The sequence below is a fragment of the Acinetobacter sp. YH12142 genome (genome assembly GCF_013418435.1).
GTDB classification, from domain to species: Bacteria; Pseudomonadota; Gammaproteobacteria; order Pseudomonadales; family Moraxellaceae; genus Acinetobacter; species Acinetobacter amyesii.
The window spans coordinates 251,780-266,374 of the sequence record NZ_VPCB01000003.1; the positions used below are offsets into that span (position 1 = coordinate 251,780).

Genomic DNA, 14,595 nt, shown 5'->3' on the forward strand with positions numbered 1-14,595 from the left:
AAATAATGATTGAAATCTTGTATTCACGCTTTCTATTTCGCTATAGTGTGGGCAAGCGCAACATAGTGAAAGTATAAGCGATCATGCTGTTGAAAACTGAAATAAATATCATCAAAAAATTCGGACTTGTTCTGCTAATAGGTTCTGGCCTAGCGACGTTTACGCATGCAGAAAAGATTGACTGTGATCATGCCAATACTCAGGCAAAAAAAAATTACTGTTCTGACGGTTTTGAAGAACAGCGTGAAAAGTTAGATGGGCTTTTTTTAACAGCGCAGTTGATTACCGATGCCCCTGTACGCTTACTGATAGATACGCAAAAATTATGGTACAGCCGAGTTCAGCAATGCAAAAACTTGGAGTGTTTTAAACAACAGTTTGAACTTCGCCATGAAGATTTGAATATTTATACCTCGATGAACCAAAGTTTAACACAGCATTATCTTAAATTTGAAAATGGTCATTTTGCGACATCACCTGTACATTTAAAGGTACATCAGCTAGGCAAAGACAGCATCAAAATCGAAGGTATTGCCTATCGTAATCCGAACAATCGAGTTGAAACACAAACCATTCCATTTTTAGCTTACACAACACCCGAACAAAAAAATCAAATCACAGATAATGAACACGACTGCAAATATCAGTTCAATTACAGTAAAGCCTTACTCTCAGTAAAAACTGAACAAAAAGGCTGTGAACGTTTTGCAGGGATTTATCGCTTATATGATTAAGATCAATTTCAAATGACTTAGAAACATACAAAAAAGCCTCAACATTGAGGCTTTTTTGATATCTACAATTTTTTGATGTCTACAATATGTCAGTTAAATCGGATGTGTTTGCTGCACTTGCTGGCTAATCATCGCAGCTGTTGCCGCAGATAAGGTCCATCCAAGGTGACCATGCCCAGTATTATAGAAAATATGATCTCGCTTACCTGCATGCACTACTGGCATCATATTGGGCATCATTGGTCGTAAACCCGCCCACGGCACCACATGTTCTGTTGATAGATTAAAATTACGATTCGACCAATCAATTAAAGGCTGAATGCGATCGGCACGAATATCTCGGTTATAGCCATTAAACTCTGCCGTACCTGCAACACGGAGTCGATTTGCACCTAAGCGTGAAGTCACAATTTTGGCACTTTCATCCAACAGACTTACCCAAGGCGCATTGGCCTGACTTTGTTCATCATTTAAATTAATGGTGATTGAATATCCTTTGACTGGATACACATTTACGCGATCACCGAGTTTATGTGCAAGTTCATAACTACCTACGCCACCACAGACCACTACAGCATCTGCCTCAAGTATGCTATCTGCATCAGGATTTTCCATATTTTCATCACTGGCTTTTAATCGAACATTGACACCTTTTGTATGATGCTCAAAGTCAGTCACCTCAAAACCCCACATATATTTCACATCAAAGCGTTCCGTTGCTTTGGCAAGCTGCGTTGTAAATTTATGGATATCTCCAGTGGCATCACCCGGACAATAAAAGCCTCCATAGTATTCACCTGTCAGACTAGGCTCAATGTCACGGATTTCAGCTAATGTCACAGGATGACGCTCTAAACCACCTTCACAGAGCATATTATTAACTTGAGTCGCCACCTCATAATCATGTTGATTATGAAAGAAATGTAAAATGCCGCGTTTTTCTAAATCAAACTGCAAGTTTTCATGCTCAGCAATTTCAAATAAACGCTGACGTGCCATCAATGCAAGACGGACGGTCTCGTGAGTATTTTCACGGTAATCTTTAATATGCCCCATAAACTCAAAGAGCCATGAATATTTGTGTAGATTAAAACTTGGATTTAATAATAATGGCGCGGTTTTTTGTGACATCCATTTGATGCCTTTCACTACCGTTGCTTTTTGGTTCCAGACTTCAGCATTACACGCTGATAATTGTCCACCATTGGCAAACGACGTTTCCATCGCAGGATAAAGATGTTTATCGACCACAGTGACACGATAACCGAGTAATCCGAGTTCGTAAGCTGTCGTTACCCCAGTAATACCTGCACCAATCACAACAATATGACACATATAGGCTCCTTGGAAATTATATTTCCTATGTTCGCCCCATCTGTCATTGTTACCTGAGAGCTTTGGTTCCTTGCGAAGCAATGTGAACCTTCCCCTTCGGTGAGTAGGTCTAGCCTACTTCTCTCCAGATTTTTATATGATTACAGTCCTTTTGCCTGAGAGTTTCCTGGGGGAACTTGCTCCTTCGGCGAGCACGATCTGTGCTTCTCTCCTGCAATCATCCATTCGTTTTTTTATTCGGCATTCATCTTGGTATTGCCTTAGTTAGATATGAGCAATATTTGTACCAAATCTCAAGTCCTATTTGGGTCAATATTGTTAAATAATATTTTTATATCGATTTAAGTTATTAGGTTATAAATTTAAAATCAATTTTTTTATACCTAAATACTTCATCTTTAAAATAAAGGTTTAAAATACTGAATGAAATTTATATCTAGAAAGATTGAAGTTTTATGTCGGATTCTACCCTTTTCTCTTGCTTTGCATCTGTGATCAAAACACATTCTATTGAAGAATTAACTCAAAGTGATTTACTCCGTCTTAAAACTCTGGGAACTATTCAAAGCTTTTATGCACCATTCGAGGCCATAAATCATGATGCAAAAGTGGTCATCGTCGGCATCTGCCCAGGCCAACAACAATGGCGTAATGCATTAATTGCAGCGAAGGACGGCGTAGAGCAGCAATTATCTGAGGAAAACATACTTAAACTTGCCAAGAATAGTGGTGCTTTTAGTGGTCCTATTCGTAAAAATTTAACTCAACTGCTAGATCATATTGGATTACAGAATCAATTAGGCATACAGACCACTGCAGAGCTATTTAGCAATCATCAAGATATGGTGCAAATGTGTTCGGTTTTACAGCAATGTATTTTGGTCAATGGAAAAAATTATGCAGGCTCAACGCCCGCAATGTTGAAAAATGAATTATTAAAACAACATATTGATGATTATTTTATTCCTATGATTCAACAGCTTCCGAACGCAATTTATATACCGCTAGGCAAAGGTGTAGATGAGGTTTTAAATTATGTAAGCAGCTTAGGCTATTTAAAAGATCAGCAGATTTTAGCAGGACTTCCCCATCCATCGGGTGCGAATGCTGAACGGATCAAATATTTTTTAGGCGAAAAACCACGTGACCAATTGTCTCGACAAACCAATCCCGAGCAGATTGATAGCGCAAAATCACAGATCTTACTTAAGTTATCTAAATTTCAATGAAATAAGATTTACATCACTTAATAATATTTTTTATTTGAATATCGACCACTTATATCAAAGCAGTGCTCAAACAAAACTAGAAAAGTGTGATGTATTTTACTTTTTTGTTTTTTCTGTGTGAATATGCGCCAAAATAAATATTGCTTATAAAAATAACGCTAACATGGAAAAACACATGAAAAATTATTTAGTTCTAGGATTTACACTCCTACTACTCACAGGTTGTATTACCGTACCTAAAAATAAACCTGAAACAAGAACCTTGAAGCTAAAAGGTGTGAATACCGTTGAAAACAGCAAAGTGATCCAACGAACCATTACTCGAGGTCAATTACTGTGTGAGGCTGGGCAAAAATGTCCTGAACTTGCAATTGATTGGCAAAAGAACAAAGGTGAGTATGCGCTTTCACTGCACTCTTATGATCAACAGCAGCTTGATATGAATGAAATATCTTTTGTGATTGACGGCAAAGTTTTGTCTTATCCTGCAATTGGTCAAACAAATTATCGTCGCTTAGATAATTCAAATGTGATTGATTCTTCTAATACCGTGATGATTCCAGATACTGTGCTTAAACAATTTCGGAACGCAAAAAATATTGCTGTGATTATGAATACCAACCAAGGTGAAATCGCACACTATATGTTAAAAAACCAAAAATCTTCAGATGCCTATCGTCTATTTTTACGAGCGTATTCTTAAGCCCAAATAGTCTAAAAAAAATCCCAAAAGTTAGTGTATGTTCTCTTTTGGGATTTTTTATTCATTTCGCTTTATAAATTGATCAAATGCATCACATGGTCTTTATTTTATTCGTTTAATTAATTGTTTAATTGTGAGTTCACAAATCGGTTGACCTACTTCTAGATGAAGAGGATAGGCTTGATTTTCATTTGTTATGTTATAGCCACGCCGTTGATAATATTTTATTAATTCTAAACGCCGATCAATCACATACATGACAAATTCTTCAACATTGGGTTCAATCAACGTCGCTTGCTGTTCTGCAAATTGCAATAATTTTTTTCCTAAGCCCTGAGCTTGCTCATCTGGGTGAATTGCAAAATGACCAATTTCACTGCTCATTCCCTGCATTTGAATCCCAATACACCCCATGATCTGCGCATGTACCGACTCCATCACATATAGATGAAAATCCTTTTTTTGTAAGAGTTGGCTGAGTTGAGAGACATTTATTCGATTTCCTCGAACAATATGATGTTCTGTCGTCCAACTCTTGGGATGATTTTCCCGATAGGCTGTATTCATTAAGCTTTCAAGCTGCTGAATATCACCAAGTAAAGCATTTCGTATATTCATATTTTTTTGCTATTTATTTTCATAGGCCTAGTTTACCGAAATAAAAAAACCAGACAATTGTCTGGTTTTTTTATGCAATTTTCTCATCAGTGTGACTTGCTAAAGCTATTCACCAACCGCGTTCGGAACAAAGCAGCGCTTTGTTATTTATCCACTGTGACTCGCTAACGCTATTCACTAACCGCGTTCGGAACAAAGCAACGCTTTGTTATTTATCTACTGTGACTCGCTAACGCTACTCACCAACCGCGTTCGGAACAAAGCAGCGCTTTGTTTCCTCACTTGGGTTCAATTGGGGCAAATGGTGCGACTACATCCGCATTTTGTGCGCGGTTACGCATGAAGTGATCCATAAGCACAATTGCCAACATCGCCTCTGCAATTGGTGTCGCACGAACACCGACACAAGGATCATGGCGACCTTTGGTCAACACATCTGTATCTTCACGATTAATCGTAATGGTTTTACCCGGCGTAGTAATGGAAGCTGTTGGTTTCAAGGCGATCGCAACACGAATGTCCTGACCACTCGAAATACCACCCAAAATGCCGCCAGCATGGTTTGCCAAGAAACCATCCGTAGTTAACTCATCACGGGTTTCATGACCAAACTGCTCGGCAACACCAAAGCCATCACCAATTTCAACACCTTTTACAGCGTTGATGGACATCATAGCATGTGCAATATCTGCATCTAAACGATCAAATACAGGCTCGCCCCAGCCAACTGGCACTTGTGTCGCAATAATTTCCAGTTTGGCGCCACAGCTCGTTCCTTGTTCACGAAGTGACGTTACGAGAGCTTCGAAACGTGGGACGGCATCTGCATCACCACAGAAAAATGGGTTATTCGGAACTTCATTCCAGTCCAATTTCTCTGCTTTTTCGGTACCAATTTGGGTTACATGACCACGAATTTCTATGCCGAATTTCTCAAACAAGAATTTTTTAGCAATCGCACCCGCAGCAACACGCATCGCAGTTTCACGAGCACTCGAGCGACCACCACCACGATAATCACGGAAACCATACTTATGTGTATAAGTATAGTCTGCATGACCCGGACGGAAGGTTTGCGCGATGTTGCCATAATCTTTTGATTTTTGATCTGTGTTACGGATCAATAGACCAATCGATGTACCGGTCGTTTTGCCTTCAAATACGCCTGAAATAATTTCAACTTCATCGGGTTCTTTACGCTGAGTTGCAAACTTAGATGTGCCCGGCTTACGACGATCCAGATCCTTTTGCAAATCGGCTTCAGTCAGTTCAATACCCGGTGGAACCCCATCCACAATGGCCATCAGACCAACGCCATGAGATTCACCACAAGTCGTTACACGGAAGAGTTGCCCTATACTATTACCTGCCATGTCAAACGACTCCTTATGCTTGAACAGATTGAATAAATAAATCTCGGTATTCGCGGCATTGAGCAGCAGTCAATGCAAAGATACCTGTACCGCCTTTTTGGAACTGTAACCAGTAAAAATCAACGGTATTGAAGTTTTGACGCATTGCCCATTCTGAGTTACCCACTTCGATCACAATTAAGCCATCTTCAGTCAGGTAATCTGCAGCTTGTGCCAACATTTTACGTACAAGATCCAAACCATCTTGACCCGCAGCAAGCGCCATTTCAGGTTCATGGTGGAATTCTTCTGGTAAATCTGCCATGTCTTCAGCATCCACATATGGTGGATTCGACACGATTAAATCATATTGATTTTCTGCTGGAATTTTGGCGAATAAATCAGACTCAAGTAAAGCCACTTGATATTGTTTATTGTGGTGTTCACAGTTAATTTGCGCCACTTCAAGTGCATCTTTAGATAAATCTGTTGCATCAACTTCAGCATCTGGAAATGCATAAGCTAAAGCAATCGCGATACAACCCGAACCCGTACACATATCTAAAATGCGCTGAGGAGTTTTTGGATTGGCATTTTCAGGTAGATTATTAACCGCAGCACCCATTTCGCCATTTTCACCTAAGCAATATGGCGCAAAACGGTTTTCAATTAACTCTGCAATTGGAGAACGTGGAATCAGTACACGTTCATCGACATAAAATGGCTTACCAAAGAAATACGACAAGTTTAGTAAATAAGACGTCGGAACTTTTTCATTAATACGACGTTCTAACAATGCTAAAAATTCTGCAACTTCACTTGGCAATAATTTCGCATCTAAGATTTCCGCATCTGCATTCCAATCTAGAGATAACGTTTGTAAAACCAATGCTGAGCTTTCAGCAAAATAGTCTTCTGTACCTTGTCCTAAGTGGGCATCATATTGACGTAAAGCTGTTACCCCAAAGCGGATATAATCACGAATTGTTGATAGGTTTTCAGCTGCTTCCTGTAAATGTTCAGGGCTAATAGTCGGTCGATCCACTTAAGGCGTCTCCAATTCATAATTTTTTAAACGCCCTATGATACCTTGTTTTGATGCTATTTATAATAAAAATACGGCATTATTCACCGCTTGAAAGCATTTCATAACCGTATATATGAGGTCTGATACATTCACTGAAATGAAATGTGTACTTTAGGCCTTTCTTCAGCATTTTATAAAACCAAATAGATGAAAATTACGAATAAAAACCAATTCAAGCTCAATTGTTTAGCAATTTGTACTTGATCCTAAGCTTTATTTTCTTAAAATCATCCCCATACAAACAGTTAAATTTTAAATGCGGAGCTCCAATGAGCTATAAGCACAATAACCTCATGGCTATGCGTCAAAGCTATTGGGAAGACACTCAGTCTTTAAACGTGCAAAATGAAAAGGCATTTTTTCAGCAACTGCTGATCGAACATCAAGTTTTCCCTGATCCGAGTCTAGAAAACGCTCGTACCCTATTTTTTAGCTTACCGAGCATTATTATTGTCAAAGGTTATGCTGCCGGATTTAAAGACGAATCTGTCCAACACCTTATTCATCAACATATTGAAGAACATAAAGCGGCATTGATGCAAAACGATACGGTAAAAATCAAATATCGTTTATAGTTTTCTTTTCCAATGTGCCTGTCTACGTGGCATCTTGCTTAAGTTTGCAAATGCTTACTGCATATTCAGTAAGTTGAACTATTTTAATACGTTAAGAAACGTTAAAATTAGCTACAATGTATTTTTCTGCGAATTGCTGATTAAAGGATTTAATTTACATGTCAGATCAGAACGATAAGCTCAAACACTTGAAAACGTCTTCTATGGATCGACGCTTATCTATCGCAAAGGCATCGCTACTTGCGGGAACTCGTTGGGCAGCATCAAACGCCACTTCTATTTTTTCGAGTGAAGAAGAAAAAGAGAAAAAGCGTAAAAAAGCCATGAAAGATCAGGCTGAATATCTCGTCGCAGAAATTGGTAAATTAAAAGGTTCAATTGTAAAAATTGGGCAAATGATGGCGTTGTATGGTGAACATTTTCTGCCTGAAGAAATCACGCAAGCCCTCAACACGCTGAACAATCAAACAGTTGCATTGGCATGGCCAGCCATCAAAGTCCAATTACAAAATCAACTTGGCTCAAAGCTTGATGATCTCGTGATTGATCATGAGCCACTTGGCACAGCATCTCTGGCACAGGTTCACCGTGCAAAACGCAAATCTGATGGTTTAGAACTGGTTTTAAAAATCCAGTATCCGGGTGTGGCAGATGCAATCGATTCAGATATGAATCTATTCAAAAACATGCTCAAACTGACACGAATGGTTCCTCAAACCCGTGAATTTGATCAGTGGTTTGATGAAGTTCGTGAAATGATGCATCGTGAAGTAAATTATAAAATCGAAGCAGATACCACTCGCCGTTTTGCAGCACGCTTAAAAGAAGACCCACGCTATATCGTGCCGCAAATCATTGAAGGTTATTCAACACCTCAAGTGCTGTGTATGACCTTTGAACGTGGTGTGCCGATTAACAGCCCAGTGATGCTGTCACTTCCTCAAGAGCGCCGTAATGCCTTAGGTGAAGCATCACTTGAGATTGCCGTACGTGAAATTTTTGAATGGGGTGAAATGCAAACCGACCCTAACTTCGGAAACTATTTGGTCCGTTTGGGCAATGGTGCGGATGTGCCCGATAAAATCGTACTCCTCGACTTCGGTGCGATCCGTCAGTTCGATGAGCATCTGTTAAGCGTTGCGCGTAATTTGATTACCGCGGGTTATCACCATAGCTCTGAGCAAATGGTCAAAGCGATGACAGGTTATGAGTTCTTTGATGGTATTCCACAAAGTATTAAACCCGATATGGCTAAAGTCTTTTTGTTAGCGACAGAGGCATTTAGTAGCACTGAAAATAACCCAAACATCCCTGCTGGTGTTATGGACAAACAACAACGCTATGACTGGAAAAAAAGCCAATTACATAGCCGTGTGATGCAACAAGCGTCAAAATCGATGGCATCTCGCTATTTCTCAGTTCCACCTAAAGAGTTTATGTTTATTAGCCGTAAATTTATCGGTGCATATACCTTTATGACCGTCATTGAAGCAAAAACCAATGTTCGTCGTATGATTCAAAAATATCAATAATCATTCAATACAGACCTTAAAACTTGGCTGACTCAAATGTCAGCCAAGTCAATTTTAAAATAACAATACTTTTAAGCCTTTTTACTTTTCTATTCTTAATTAATCATTTAGCTATCGAATCCCACCTAATCTCGCCGTTTATCTTTGACAATCATGCATGTCATTTATGACATGGTTTTTCTATCTTTGGCATGTCAGCATTAAATAAGAACAACGCAAATGGAAAACAACAATGACCAATATGGTAAACAAGGCACAAGGATTTGGACTCTCACTTTTAACAAAAATTGCCGGAAGTGATGTACTCGATCAGTTTAAACTGCGCAAATTTGTTGAAAAATCTTTGTATCAGAGCTCAAAAGCTGGTTTTAAAACCCTGAGCCAGACGCAAAAAGCATTTCAGACCAACAAAGATGTGCATAAGCAACGTTTGCCTAATCAACAAAAATCATTATTTGATTTAAACCTGACTGAAGAACAGCAAATGACTGCTGATGCGATGCAGCAGTTTGCCACAGAAGTCTTGTATCCACTTGCTCATCAAGCCGATCAAGAGGAAACATTTCCAGAAGTGTTATGGCAACATATCCAAGATCTAGGTCTAAATTATTATGCCTTACCTGAAGATTTGGGTGGCGTCGCGGCAGAAAAAAATATCATTAGCAATATCTTAATTGCTGAACAATTGGCTGAAGGTGACTTTAGTTTAACAGCAGGTTTACTGTCGACATTTAGCTGTATCAATGCCATCACCCAATGGGGTTCAGAATCTGTTCAAGCAACCTACTTAGCGGCATTTGCAGATGATTCAGCCCTACGTGCAAGCTTTGCAGTTCAAGAGGCAACGGCGGCATTTAATCCTTATCAACTTAAAACTCAGGCGATTGCAGATGGCCAGCAGTATAAAATCAGTGGAGAGAAAACCTTAGTCCTTTTAGGTGAACAGGCAGATGTGCTCTTGGTGAGTGCCATGCTCAATGGGCAGCCTGAAGTTTTTATTGTGCAACGTGACCAGAGCATTAGCGCTAAAAAAACACCAGCTATGGGTTTAAAAGCAACTGAAACGGTAACTTTAAAATTTGATCAGACCCCTGCCCAACGCTTAGGCGATCAAGATTTCAACTACACATCATTTATCGATCTTGGCAATTTAATGTGGTGTGCAATGGCTGTTGGTACCGCAACTGCAGTGAAAAAGTATTGCATTCAATATGCAAACGAACGTACAGCTTTTGGGGAGCCAATTTCACATCGTCAAAGTGTGGCATTTATGATTGCAGATATGGCAATCGAAATTGATGCCATGCATATGCTCATCCTCAATGCAGCAAGTCTAGCCGAAGCTGGCAAGCCCTTTCATCGTGAAGTCTATTTAGCCCGCGTATTATGTGCTGAAAAGTCAATGAAAATTGGGACAGATGGCGTGCAAATATTAGGTGGTCATGGCTTTACCAAAGAACATCCCGTAGAACGTTGGTATCGAGACTTACGTGCCACAGCGATTCTTCAATCTGGCTTACATGCTTAATTCAGCAAAATAAAAACAAGGAAATGTCCATGAACTTACAAAATCCGAAAAAATTTAAATTGCTGATCGACCAAGCCCATGAAGTCGCTTTAAATGTTCTACGCCCTATTTCACGTAAATATGACAAAGCCGAACACGCCTATCCAAAAGAATTAGACATGTTATCTTCCCTCGTTGACGGTATGAATGATGGCGGTGATGGCATGAATGCAGGTGCCGCCGTCAATAAACGTGGCGACACAGACACTGGTAATAAAAACGGTGTCAATATGTCAACAGCCCTCAGTATCATCGAAATGTGCTATGGAGATACAGGCCTGTTACTCAGTATGCCTCGCCAAGGGCTTGGAAACTCGGCTATTGCAGCAGTAGCCAATGATGAGCAACTAGAACGCTTAAAAGGAACTTGGGCCGCTATGGCCATTACAGAACCAAATTGCGGCTCTGATTCTGCAGCTATTCGGACAACAGCGACGAAAGATGGTGATGAATACATCCTCAATGGTGAAAAAATCTTTGTCACCTCAGGCGAACGTGCTGATTCAGTAGTTGTTTGGGCAACGCTAGATAAAAAATTAGGCCGTGCAGCGATTAAATCCTTTGTTGTTGAAAAAGGTACGCCGGGCATGACTGTAGAACGCCTAGAACATAAATTGGGTATTAAAGCCTCTGATACTGCTGCCATTAGTTTTGTAGATTGTCGTGTCCCTGCTGCAAACTTATTAGGCAATGCTGAAATTGATGTAGCAAAGGGTTTTGCTGGGGTTATGGAAACTTTTGATAATACTCGCCCACTCGTTGCCGCGATGGCTATTGGCTGTGCCAAGGCATCTTTAGAGCGAATTAAAGAAATCTTTAAATATGAATTAGATGAGCAGTATTCAACACCGATCTTACAAAGCTCGAATATTGCTGCACAAATATATCGAATGGAAGCAGACTGGGAAGCAGCACGTCTCCTCATGCTCAAAGCCGCATGGATGGCCGACAACAAAAAACCAAACTCACGTGAAGCATCCATCGCTAAAGCAAAAGCAGGCCGTGTAGGTAATGAAATCACATTAAAGTGTGTAGAACTCGCAGCGGCTGTCGGCTATAGCGAAGATGAATTATTAGAAAAATGGGCACGTGATTCAAAAATCCTCGATATATTTGAAGGCACACAGCAAATTCAACAATTAATCGTTGCACGTCGTGAACTGGGTAAAAGTTCAAGCGAATTAAACTAATTTTTTGCTTGAGTAATTTTAAACTTAGAGATGGATTTTTTTATAGGATCAGTCTATAAACAATCCATCTTTTTGTTTTTCGATGATTATGTTTCAGATCCGACCACTTCAACTTGAAGACAATGTAAGCATTGCCAATGTCATTCGCACAGTTTCCAAAGAATTTGGATTAGCGCCAGAGTCAGGATTTGCTGTTGCAGATCCAATTTTAGATGATTTATATCACGTCTATACGCAAGCAAATGCACAATATTGGGTTATTGAAAATCAACACGGTACAATTTTAGGTGGTGGGGGCCTTTCTCCTTTAGTTGGAGACTCAAGCATTTTAGAAATCCAAAAAATGTATTTTATGCCTGAATTACGTGGTCATGGCTTAGCCAAAGATATTTTAGAACTTTGTTTTCAATTCGCCAAAGATCATAATTTTAAAGCGTGTTATTTAGAAACTACACATACACTTGGGCAAGCGGTGAAACTCTATGAAAAAGTAGGATTTGAACACTTACAAGCTCCCAAGGGCAATACAGGTCATAGCCAAGCATGCGAAATTTGGATGCTTAAAACGCTTTAAATAAAATTAGATTCTACAAATTTCACTGGAAAGATTTACAGCTTTATCAAATACAGTTATTTGATGAATGGATATTCTAGTTTTTTATAACTAAAGTTCTCGGGATTTGAATGTTCCCATAATCTTAATAAGTACCATGTTAAGAGAGAAATACTGATTCAATTAACACGATCTTTTTCTCTCTTCACTTAAAAAATCATGTAATTTGAGTACATTTCCATCAATTCTTACAATTTCACTGTACAGAGCATCTTAAGAAAATATTGACCTCTAAGTCTCCAGTTCATAATATCGCTTTAGAAATTACACTTAGCCATGATTATTTTAAAGTGAATATAAATGCAGAATGTACTGAATAAAACTCGCCTTTCAACTCGTCTTTCGTCGCTCCTAAGCGCTCACAGCTTAAAGTTTTCAACTGTTATTATATCTGTAACCCTGATTTCTGGATGTTCATCACTAGGTGGTGGCTCTGTAGAAAAACGTGCAGTTAAACTTTCCTCAGGGATCCAAAAGGCCTATTCAGTCAATCCTGAAACTGCAAATCGAGTGTCACCCTACATTGTGCAAACTGCCGATCAATACAACTTAGATCCTTTACTACTGGCTGCCGTTATTCGCCAAGAATCAACTTTCCGCCCTTATGTCAGTTCTCCTGCAGGTGCAGTCGGTTTAACTCAGGTGATGCCACGTTATTGGCAAGCAACATGCCCTGGGGATTTATATGACGAATTAACCAATATTAATTGTGGGTCATTTATTTTAACTAAATATAAAAATGCGGCAGGTAGTATTCCAAAAGCTTTAGCCTACTATAATGTCGGACCTACTGCTTATAACACCAATCGAAAAATGAAAAAACAAGGCAAACGTTATGCAAAACAAGTTAAAGAACATCAAAATAATTTAAAAAGTTCCTTATAATTTCTAAAAATTTAATCTTTTATTTAACCATATAGACCTAACTAAGCTTAAGAGGATAAATTTTGTTAGGTCTAATCTCTTCAATTATTTCATAGATTGACGCATTTTATCTTCATCAAAATATTGCGCAAATGATGCAATACGTTTTTCAACAATTGGATTTTTCATCAGATTTTCAGCTGCACGATTTCCCAATAGTTCAAATGCTTTACCTAGAGCATTTGTTCCTTCATTTTCTGTAACAGCTTTGATTTCAGCATTACAACGTTTAGTAAATAAATCTTGAAATAGAATAGCCATATTTTTATCAATTTTTTGTATCTCAACTGGCGTTACTTTACTATATTTAGAAATTTCTGGATGTGCTGAAAATGCCAAATAAATCCAAGCTGTTAAGTTCTGACTCTCTTTTGCTGAAATTTTATTTACCAAACATTCACTTAGTTTATCCTGATACACACCGGCTGTAGTATTGAAAGAAACAAATGCAAATAAAACTGTAGCTAATAATTTTTTTAAAAACATCTTAAATACCCTATATATTATTAAAGAGACAAACGATTTTATTATATTGATTTATTACACATTTTCATTAGCAAAACATTTTAAATGATATAAAAGAGTTCTAGACGAGTTTATTGTTGATCGGCCTTATTCTTTTTAAATATCTATCATTTCCCTGTTTTTTCTTCTGCTTTTCTTATTATTTTTTTCTTCCCTTTTTCCCCGCATAAAAAAACACCCCCTGACGTATCAGGGGGTGTTTCGAATAAAGAGCTGGCGATGACTTACTCTCACATGGGTAACCCCACACTACCATCAGCGCTAAGAGGTTTCACTTCTGAGTTCGGGAAGGGATCAGGTGGTTCACTCTTGCTATTGTCGCCAGCACAACTGTTATGACTTTGCATTTGGTCTTATCTTTTCAGTGCCGTTGCTTGGTCAAATGAGTTATTAACAGATCATATCTGAGTTGCAGTATTTTGTTCTTAAGCGTTAACTAAATCAAGTTATTTTGCTTAATATCGAATCAATTGATGCTTTACATACAACTGTTTGGGTGTTGTATAGTCAAGCCTCACGAGCAATTAGTATTGGTCAGCTTCATGCGTCACCGCACTTCCACATCCAACCTATCAACGTCGTAGTCTTCAACGGCTCTTTAGTGGACATAA

General features: G+C 38.8%; 14 protein-coding genes, 2 rRNA genes and 1 riboswitch. Of the genes, 9 read left to right on the forward strand and 7 right to left on the reverse strand.

What is annotated here, in order from left to right; genetic code table 11:
* The first annotated feature begins 83 nt into the window (after positions 1 to 83).
* Positions 84 to 734: a hypothetical protein gene (locus FTU77_RS04475; RefSeq protein WP_180054900.1), complete on the forward strand. Its 651-nt coding sequence runs from the start codon at positions 84 to 86 to the stop codon at positions 732 to 734.
* A 93-nt stretch (positions 735 to 827) separates the two neighbouring features.
* On the opposite strand, the gene FTU77_RS04480 is transcribed toward FTU77_RS04475, so the two are convergent.
* Positions 828 to 2,069 (reverse strand): D-amino acid dehydrogenase, encoded by a 1,242-nt coding sequence (locus FTU77_RS04480; RefSeq protein WP_180003788.1) that lies wholly within the window; start codon positions 2,067 to 2,069, stop codon positions 828 to 830.
* Positions 2,070 to 2,202: 133 nt separating this feature from the next.
* Positions 2,203 to 2,293: riboswitch (glycine riboswitch) on the reverse strand.
* 231 nt (positions 2,294 to 2,524) lie between these two features.
* Between FTU77_RS04480 and FTU77_RS04485 the strand changes: the two genes are divergently transcribed.
* Together FTU77_RS04485 and FTU77_RS04490 are read left to right on the forward strand one after the other, a co-directional pair.
* Positions 2,525 to 3,298, forward strand: coding sequence for a hypothetical protein (locus tag FTU77_RS04485; protein WP_180005657.1), 774 nt, complete (start codon positions 2,525 to 2,527; stop codon positions 3,296 to 3,298).
* 175 nt (positions 3,299 to 3,473) lie between these two features.
* Complete coding sequence (locus FTU77_RS04490; RefSeq protein WP_180054902.1) at positions 3,474 to 4,001, forward strand: hypothetical protein; 528 nt, start codon at positions 3,474 to 3,476, stop codon at positions 3,999 to 4,001.
* 102 nt (positions 4,002 to 4,103) lie between these two features.
* On the opposite strand, the gene FTU77_RS04495 is transcribed toward FTU77_RS04490, so the two are convergent.
* From FTU77_RS04495 to prmB, 3 genes are all read right to left on the reverse strand, one after another.
* Positions 4,104 to 4,619 (reverse strand): GNAT family N-acetyltransferase, encoded by a 516-nt coding sequence (locus FTU77_RS04495; protein ID WP_180054904.1) that lies wholly within the window; start codon positions 4,617 to 4,619, stop codon positions 4,104 to 4,106.
* Positions 4,620 to 4,897: 278 nt separating this feature from the next.
* Positions 4,898 to 5,992 carry a chorismate synthase gene (gene aroC, locus FTU77_RS04500; RefSeq protein ID WP_168378684.1) on the reverse strand — a complete coding sequence of 365 codons (1,095 nt, stop codon included), beginning with the start codon at positions 5,990 to 5,992 and terminating at the stop codon, positions 4,898 to 4,900.
* A gap of 13 nt (positions 5,993 to 6,005) precedes the next feature.
* The gene (prmB, locus tag FTU77_RS04505) at positions 6,006 to 7,016 is read right to left on the reverse strand and encodes a 50S ribosomal protein L3 N(5)-glutamine methyltransferase (protein ID WP_078193871.1); all 1,011 of its coding nucleotides are present in this window, start codon (positions 7,014 to 7,016) and stop codon (positions 6,006 to 6,008) included.
* A 311-nt stretch (positions 7,017 to 7,327) separates the two neighbouring features.
* Between prmB and FTU77_RS04510 the strand changes: the two genes are divergently transcribed.
* The 6 genes from FTU77_RS04510 to FTU77_RS04535 all read left to right on the forward strand — a co-directional run bounded on the left by FTU77_RS04510 (position 7,328) and on the right by FTU77_RS04535 (position 13,420).
* Positions 7,328 to 7,633, forward strand: coding sequence for a hypothetical protein (locus FTU77_RS04510; protein WP_078193872.1), 306 nt, complete (start codon positions 7,328 to 7,330; stop codon positions 7,631 to 7,633).
* Between the two features lie 158 nt (positions 7,634 to 7,791).
* Positions 7,792 to 9,165, forward strand: coding sequence for an AarF/ABC1/UbiB kinase family protein (locus FTU77_RS04515; protein ID WP_180054906.1), 1,374 nt, complete (start codon positions 7,792 to 7,794; stop codon positions 9,163 to 9,165).
* 241 nt (positions 9,166 to 9,406) lie between these two features.
* Positions 9,407 to 10,693 (forward strand): acyl-CoA dehydrogenase family protein, encoded by a 1,287-nt coding sequence (locus FTU77_RS04520; protein ID WP_180054926.1) that lies wholly within the window; start codon positions 9,407 to 9,409, stop codon positions 10,691 to 10,693.
* 29 nt (positions 10,694 to 10,722) lie between these two features.
* On the forward strand, positions 10,723 to 11,922 hold the full coding sequence (locus FTU77_RS04525) for an acyl-CoA dehydrogenase family protein (protein WP_180054908.1): 1,200 nt from the start codon (positions 10,723 to 10,725) through the stop codon (positions 11,920 to 11,922).
* Between the two features lie 88 nt (positions 11,923 to 12,010).
* On the forward strand, positions 12,011 to 12,496 hold the full coding sequence (locus FTU77_RS04530) for a GNAT family N-acetyltransferase (RefSeq protein WP_180054928.1): 486 nt from the start codon (positions 12,011 to 12,013) through the stop codon (positions 12,494 to 12,496).
* Between the two features lie 339 nt (positions 12,497 to 12,835).
* A complete protein-coding gene (locus FTU77_RS04535; RefSeq protein WP_180054910.1) occupies positions 12,836 to 13,420 on the forward strand; it encodes a lytic transglycosylase domain-containing protein in 585 nt (194 codons plus the stop codon).
* Between the two features lie 84 nt (positions 13,421 to 13,504).
* On the opposite strand, the gene FTU77_RS04540 is transcribed toward FTU77_RS04535, so the two are convergent.
* The 3 genes from FTU77_RS04540 to FTU77_RS04550 all read right to left on the reverse strand — a co-directional run.
* On the reverse strand, positions 13,505 to 13,945 hold the full coding sequence (locus FTU77_RS04540; RefSeq protein ID WP_180005580.1) for a hypothetical protein: 441 nt from the start codon (positions 13,943 to 13,945) through the stop codon (positions 13,505 to 13,507).
* Positions 13,946 to 14,195: 250 nt separating this feature from the next.
* Positions 14,196 to 14,310: ribosomal RNA gene (gene rrf, locus FTU77_RS04545) — 5S ribosomal RNA — on the reverse strand.
* A 177-nt stretch (positions 14,311 to 14,487) separates the two neighbouring features.
* Positions 14,488 to 14,595: ribosomal RNA gene (locus FTU77_RS04550) — 23S ribosomal RNA — on the reverse strand; the annotation flags it as partial.

What these genes read in the sequence shown, in the direction of transcription:
- FTU77_RS04475 (WP_180054900.1), top strand. Translation starts at nt 84, where the DNA reads ATGCTGTTGAAAACTGAAATAAATATCATCAAAAAATTCGGACTTGTT.
- FTU77_RS04480 (WP_180003788.1), bottom strand. Translation starts at nt 2,069, where the DNA reads ATGTGTCATATTGTTGTGATTGGTGCAGGTATTACTGGGGTAACGACA.
- FTU77_RS04485 (WP_180005657.1), top strand. Translation starts at nt 2,525, where the DNA reads ATGTCGGATTCTACCCTTTTCTCTTGCTTTGCATCTGTGATCAAAACA.
- FTU77_RS04490 (WP_180054902.1), top strand. Translation starts at nt 3,474, where the DNA reads ATGAAAAATTATTTAGTTCTAGGATTTACACTCCTACTACTCACAGGT.
- FTU77_RS04495 (WP_180054904.1), bottom strand. Translation starts at nt 4,619, where the DNA reads ATGAATATACGAAATGCTTTACTTGGTGATATTCAGCAGCTTGAAAGC.
- aroC (WP_168378684.1), bottom strand. Translation starts at nt 5,992, where the DNA reads ATGGCAGGTAATAGTATAGGGCAACTCTTCCGTGTAACGACTTGTGGT.
- FTU77_RS04510 (WP_078193872.1), top strand. Translation starts at nt 7,328, where the DNA reads ATGAGCTATAAGCACAATAACCTCATGGCTATGCGTCAAAGCTATTGG.
- FTU77_RS04515 (WP_180054906.1), top strand. Translation starts at nt 7,792, where the DNA reads ATGTCAGATCAGAACGATAAGCTCAAACACTTGAAAACGTCTTCTATG.
- FTU77_RS04520 (WP_180054926.1), top strand. Translation starts at nt 9,407, where the DNA reads ATGGTAAACAAGGCACAAGGATTTGGACTCTCACTTTTAACAAAAATT.
- FTU77_RS04525 (WP_180054908.1), top strand. Translation starts at nt 10,723, where the DNA reads ATGAACTTACAAAATCCGAAAAAATTTAAATTGCTGATCGACCAAGCC.
- FTU77_RS04530 (WP_180054928.1), top strand. Translation starts at nt 12,011, where the DNA reads ATGTTTCAGATCCGACCACTTCAACTTGAAGACAATGTAAGCATTGCC.
- FTU77_RS04535 (WP_180054910.1), top strand. Translation starts at nt 12,836, where the DNA reads ATGCAGAATGTACTGAATAAAACTCGCCTTTCAACTCGTCTTTCGTCG.
- FTU77_RS04540 (WP_180005580.1), bottom strand. Translation starts at nt 13,945, where the DNA reads ATGTTTTTAAAAAAATTATTAGCTACAGTTTTATTTGCATTTGTTTCT.